The following is a 5,657-nucleotide window of genomic DNA, read 5'->3' on the forward strand; positions in this document are numbered from 1 at the left end:
AAGTCGAACCGACGATGGCGACGTCACTGCCGGGGGACGGTAGGGACGTGCCGAGCACCGTGTGATCGTCCGGGGTGTCCGGCTGGGCTCCAGCCCGGTCCGCCAGGAGCCGGTGCAAGTCGGATCCCGTGACAGTACGGTCGTCCGGGACGCCGAGTTGGGTACGGTCCGCCTCATGGGCGCAGTCCGAGGCGGCCGATGCCGCGACGGGTGTCTCATGGCCGCGTTCGGCGGTATCCGAGGCCGGTCGCGTTGCGTCCGGCTCCGCTTCAGCTGTGTGCTCCACCTCGGGGGCCTGCGGACCTTGCGCACCGACCGGCGCGGCCCGCGGGACGGTGGGCGGGAGCGACGCGGCCGCGGCGTCGTCGACGATCTGAGCGGCGTGCCGTGCCGAACGCGCTCGCCTCCCGGTCGGGGTGACGGCGCTGCGGTAGGCCACGGCCACGACGTTGGGCACGAGGACCTCAGGATCCGTACCGAGCACCAGGGTTTCGGTTCCGTCGTGACTCAACAGAACCAGCGCGCCGTCCGCGGGTAGCGGGAAGACCCAGCCGCCGTCTTGCGCCTGGAAGGGAACACCGGGGACGGCCAAGGGTTGGGCGCGGACCGGCACGGGCTCATCCCATGACGCTTCGCAGCGATTCAGCACGGTGCTCGCCTCCCCTCTGGCTCTTGCTGTTGGATTGCGGGATGGTGCGACGTTCGCGTCGACGTCGCACCAACGTCGAGGTGAGCGTCAGCCCAACTCGATGGACACTGGGACCTCGCCCAGCCAGACGGTGTCCCCAGGAACCACCCAGAACGGCTGCCCGGGCTGCGCGTCGTAGAGCCGTCCCTCGTGCTCCACGCGGGTGCCATTACCGGAACCTGCATCTTCGACGCTCACGCCTTCGGCGCGCAGGCGCATCCGGAGGTGGACGCGGGAGGAGGACTTCAGCGGGTCGATGAGCGGCACCGAGATCAGGTTCTCTTCCGCGGCCTTGAGCTGCGGCTTGCGCCCCAGGATCGCGTCCGTGTCGATCCGCACGCTGGAGCCGTCCCCGAAACCGAGCCGCACGGTGTATCCGAGTTCCGGGTGGCCTGCGCTCTGCGCGGACGGAGCAGGGCTGGAAGCCGATGCGACGCCGGCCGATGCATCGACAGGAGCATCGCCGTAGGCATCGGTGCCGTGCGGGTACTGCGCGTAAGGCTCCTGGCCGTGAGCAGCTGGCTCGGCAGCTCCCTCGTCCGGACTGGTGGTCGGCTGCGGCGGTTCCGTGTGCAGGGCCGAGGCAGCGGACGGAGCAGCTGTTGCGGCGCTGGGTGCCGAGGTGGCGCTGATGTCCGGCAACGGGGAAAGCGGCTGCGCCGCCGAAGATGGGACGGCCGGTGGTTCCGGTTGCTGCACGGCGGCAAGCGGCACCGGAGCGGTGGGCGGAAGCTGATCCGGATCGGTCGGGGCCGGCAACGGTGCACCGTATCCGGGCACGGCGGCCTCGGAGCCGGAGCTCGCGCTCGGAGCGGAACCGATGGGCCCATAGGGTGTGCCGAAGCTCTCCACGTCTGGCGGTGCGGGGGCCTCTGGTGTGGGCTCAGGATCCGGAGCCTGAATCATCGGCACATCCTTGGCCGGATACAGTTCCCCGTCGGGGCCCGGCACCCATGGTGCGGCGGCCATGCTGCCGCCGATCGAGGGCACGGGCTGTTCCGGAGGGCTCTGGATGGCTGTCACCGGCGCGTGGCACTGCGGGCAGCTCTCGACATTCGGTGGGAGTTCGGCCTCACACCGTTGGCACCGTTCAGGCATCGTCACTCCCGTCGTGGGTCCCTGGACGTGGGTTCATCCCATTCATCCTAGACGCGGTGGAACCCAGGTCGAGACCATTTCGTGACCTGATTACCCCGAAAGCTGGAAAGCCGCGTCCGTTGCCGGGTTCGGCCACGGATACTCAGGGATACCGCTGGCCAAGGTACACCGATCTGTGTACTTTTGAATCGTGACCTCACCAGCCAGTGCCTTCACTGCTCATCGGGAGCCTTCGGGCCCACTCGCCTCACCCACAAAGACCACCGAGCGCCGCGTCCCGGCACAGGACCGCACCTCTACGAGTCGCCGCAGCCCTGCACGGGACCGCGTGCTTTCGGCGGCAGCACAGCTCTTCTACGACCAAGGGATGACGGGCACCGGCGTGGATACCCTGTCCCAAGCCGCTCATGTGTCCAAGCGCAGCCTCTACCAGCACTTCGGTTCCAAACAGGAGCTGGAGATGGCCTACCTCGAGGCCAGACATCAGGAATGGCTGGACCTGTACCAGGCACGAATCGAGGCCGCCGACCAAGAGTCGCGAGCAGATGCGACAGCCTCTGCAGCCACCACAGCTCCGACAGCCGCGCGAGCTTGGACGCCCCCGGCGTCACCGGCGGCTGCGGCATCACCGGCAGCCGCGGCATCACCGGCAGCCGCGGCGTCACCGGCAGCCGCGGCGTCACCGGCAGCCGCGGCGGCCACAACGGGCGTCATGGCAGTGACGGACGCCTACCTGGACCATGCTCGACTCGCCGCAGATTTCCGCGGGTGCGGACTGCTCAATGCGGCAGCAGAATTACCCTTGGGTCACCCCGGGCGCGAGCTGGTGGGCCGCCACAAACGTCAGGTACAGCAGATCCTGCAAGAACACCTGAGCGGCGTCCTCCCCGCCGCAAGCGCCCGAACCACCGCACTGCACGTGTCATTCCTTCTTGAGGGGGCCATGAGCCGGGCGGGACTCGCAGCGGACCTGGAATTACTCGAGGCCGTTCGGTCCCTTGCCGAGAACGTGGTCACGGAGGCGCTGGCGACGCAGTCCGCCCAGAGTGCGGCCGCTTCGACTGCGGCCGCTCCGGCGGACGCTGCCTCCGTGGAGTCTCCGCGCCGAGGCCGGGAGAGGTGACGCCACCGTCGCGTTCCGGGCCCGACGCTCATCCCGGTCGCACCTCGGGCATCCTCGCCATCACCACGACGGCCGCGCTGTGGGGAACCACCGGCACCGCAGCCACCTTTGCCCCTGAGGCAGGCCCGTTGGCCATCGGTTCCGCTGCACTGGGGGTGGGCGGACTCCTCCAGGCAGTTGTGGCTATCAGGCCACTGTGGCGTCAACGGTCCCTTGTGGCCAACCATGCCTGGTTACTTCTGATCGGGGCGCTGGCTGTGGTGGGTTATCCCCTGGCGTTCTACTCCTCGATGCACTTGGCAGGGGTCGCAGTCGGCACGGCAGTGTCCCTGGCGTCCGCTCCCCTCTTTTCTGGCGTCACGGAATGGGTCGTGGATCGTCGCGCTCCGAGCAGGACATGGTGCGTGGCCGCGGGGCTGGGTGTGATCGGAACCGGACTGACCAGCGCGGCTCACGGTGGGGGCCATGGGTCGGCGACGGTCTGGGGCGTGCTGCTTGGGCTCGCTGCAGGGCTGACCTATGCCGTGTACTCGTGGGTGGTGCAGCGCATGCTCGCCCAGGGCGTGGGCCGAGCAGCTGCTATGGGCGCCGTCTTCGGCCTTGGCGGGTTGGGGCTCATGCCCGTCTTGTTGGTGACCGGGGCGCCCTTGGTGGCCGGCCCGTCAGCCTTCACGGTGGCCGCGTACATGTCCTTGGTGCCGATGTTTGCCGGGTACCTGTTCTTCGGGTACGGACTCACGCGGGTGCCGGCGTCCACCGCCACCACCATCACCTTGCTGGAACCCGCCGTCGCGGCACTGCTGGCCGTCGTCGTGGTCGGCGAGCGCCTGGGGTGGTTGGGTTGGCTGGGTCTTGTGGTGCTGGGCTGCAGCCTCGTGGTGCTGATCTCGCCGCTGCGCCGCCGCCCCGATCCGCCCTTGACGCCCTCCTGAGAACTCCGGTCCGGGCATGCGAGCAAACCGGAGCATGCGGGCAAAAAGTACCGCTCAGGCGAAGAGGAGGTCAGCTGGTATGGTCTTGGCGTCCCCGGCGCTTTGCCCCACGATGCTGGATTCGCCGCACGATTCTCCATTTACAACCGTCGCACGACGGGTGCAAATCCCGATTTCAGGGGTAGATGCCAATCCAGGGGGTAAAACGCCACTCACGCGGTATTGCCGGACGATGCCGAACAAAATGACAACCGAGAGCGACCCCGCCATTGCGGCCGCTCCGGCCATCCGGACAGATCATTCCGGGTGAGCTGGGTCACGTCAAGCCCGATAGCGGCTGGAGTCCGACCACGGGCCCACTCACGTTCGGCGTCCACCCCGGACCACGAAGCGGCAGCCACGCACTTCACCCGAGCCGCCTCAGGCCGAGTTGCCTCGATCCAATCTCAGTTTCCACACCCATGAGCCACGTCACCCGCCTCGGTGCCGCACCAGACGTTCACGACATCATGGAGGAACGCGCCACACAGGTTTACACTTGTTAATGAGAAAACAACGCAAGAAGGATGAGGAGTCACCACATGCGCGCAGTCATGTTCCACGGCAAGGAAGACCTACGAGTCGAGGAGATCGACGAACCCGGCACCCCGCAGCCCGGCTGGGTGAAGCTGAAGCTGGCCTGGGGCGGCATCTGCGGCTCCGACCTGCACATGTATACCGAGGGCGGCCTCGCCTCCACCCCCACCAAGGACACCCCCAACAAGCAGACGGGTGAGTACCTCCCCATCGTGTTGGGCCACGAGTTCTCCGGCACCGTGGTGGAGCTCGGCGAGGGCGTGGACTCCGTGACGGTGGGTACCAACGTCGCAGTACGGGACAACGTTGCCTGTGGCGAATGCGCCGCCTGCCGCTCCGGCAAGTCCAACATCTGCCGCAACCAGTGGGGCTTCGGCCTCTCCGGCCGTGGTGGCGGCCTCTCCGAATACATCAACGTTCCGGCAGCCAACGTCCATGACGTCAAGGACATGCCGCTTGACCACGCCGCGATGATCGAACCGCTGTCCGTCGCCACGCACGCCGTGCGCCTCTCCGGAGCCAAGGCCGGCGACGTCGCCGTGGTGGGCGGCGCCGGCCCGGTGGGCCTGTTCGTCGCCGCGATCCTGAAGGCCAAGGGCGCCACCGTCATCGTGTCCGAGCCCGCCCAGGTCCGCCGCGAGAAGGCCCTCTCCGCCTCCCACGCCGACTTCGGCGTCAACCCCATCGAGGAGGACCTCGACGCACTCGTCGCCGAGCAGACCGACGGCCTCGGCGCCGATGTGGTCTTCGACTGCGCAGGTGCCGGCCCCGTGGTCCACCAGTTGATCAAGAACGTCCGCCCCGGCGGCCACATCCAGCTGATCGCGCTGCCGTCCAGGGCCCTGGAACTCAACACCACCGCCGAGTTGCACTACACCGAGGCCACGGTCTCCGGCACCATGGCCTACCTGGCCGAGGACTTCGAGGACTCCATCGCGATGATCAATTCCGGCAAGCTGGATGTGGAGCCCTTCGTGACCGCCCGCATCCAGCCCGAGCAGATCGTGGAGCAGGGCTTCGAGACCCTCATCCACCACCCCGAGACGGCCATCAAGATCCTGGTCCAGTCTTCCGTGAACTGATCTTGATCGCTCTCATGCCCGACGCCGCGTGCCCGGCCCCCTGAGCACGCGTCACCTGCCTGCAGCAAACCCGACGGCCCCGGTGGCGCCTCCCGCACGGGAGGCGCCCCCGGGGCCGGCGGGCCGATGGTAGCCGGGGGTTCGGGGCGGCTGGCGGC

At 68.1% G+C, this 5,657-nt stretch carries 5 protein-coding genes; 3 read left to right on the forward strand and 2 right to left on the reverse strand.

Going from position 1 to position 5,657, the window contains the following annotated elements; translation table 11 throughout:
* A partial coding sequence (locus Q0A15_RS02910; RefSeq protein WP_291278039.1) for a hypothetical protein occupies nt 1-649 on the reverse strand: 649 nt, incomplete at its 3' end.
* An 87-nt stretch (nt 650-736) separates the two neighbouring features.
* Nucleotides 737-1,678, reverse strand: a complete 942-nt coding sequence (locus Q0A15_RS02915; RefSeq protein ID WP_291278040.1) for an FHA domain-containing protein — start codon at nt 1,676-1,678, stop codon at nt 737-739.
* A gap of 298 nt (nt 1,679-1,976) precedes the next feature.
* Here Q0A15_RS02915 and Q0A15_RS02920 point away from each other — a divergent pair, with 298 nt between their 5' ends.
* From Q0A15_RS02920 to Q0A15_RS02930, 3 genes are all read left to right on the forward strand, one after another.
* Nucleotides 1,977-2,909, forward strand: coding sequence for a TetR/AcrR family transcriptional regulator (locus Q0A15_RS02920; RefSeq protein WP_291278041.1), 933 nt, complete (start codon nt 1,977-1,979; stop codon nt 2,907-2,909).
* Complete coding sequence (locus Q0A15_RS02925; RefSeq protein WP_291278042.1) at nt 2,906-3,841, forward strand: EamA family transporter; 936 nt, start codon at nt 2,906-2,908, stop codon at nt 3,839-3,841. The genes Q0A15_RS02920 and Q0A15_RS02925 overlap by 4 nt, the downstream gene beginning before the upstream one ends.
* 581 nt (nt 3,842-4,422) lie before the next feature.
* Nucleotides 4,423-5,499 carry a 2,3-butanediol dehydrogenase gene (locus Q0A15_RS02930; protein ID WP_291278043.1) on the forward strand — a complete coding sequence of 359 codons (1,077 nt, stop codon included), beginning with the start codon at nt 4,423-4,425 and terminating at the stop codon, nt 5,497-5,499.
* Nucleotides 5,500-5,657 lie beyond the last annotated feature (158 nt).

The organism is Galactobacter sp., from assembly GCF_022712295.1.
Taxonomy (GTDB): Bacteria; Actinomycetota; Actinomycetes; order Actinomycetales; family Micrococcaceae; genus Galactobacter.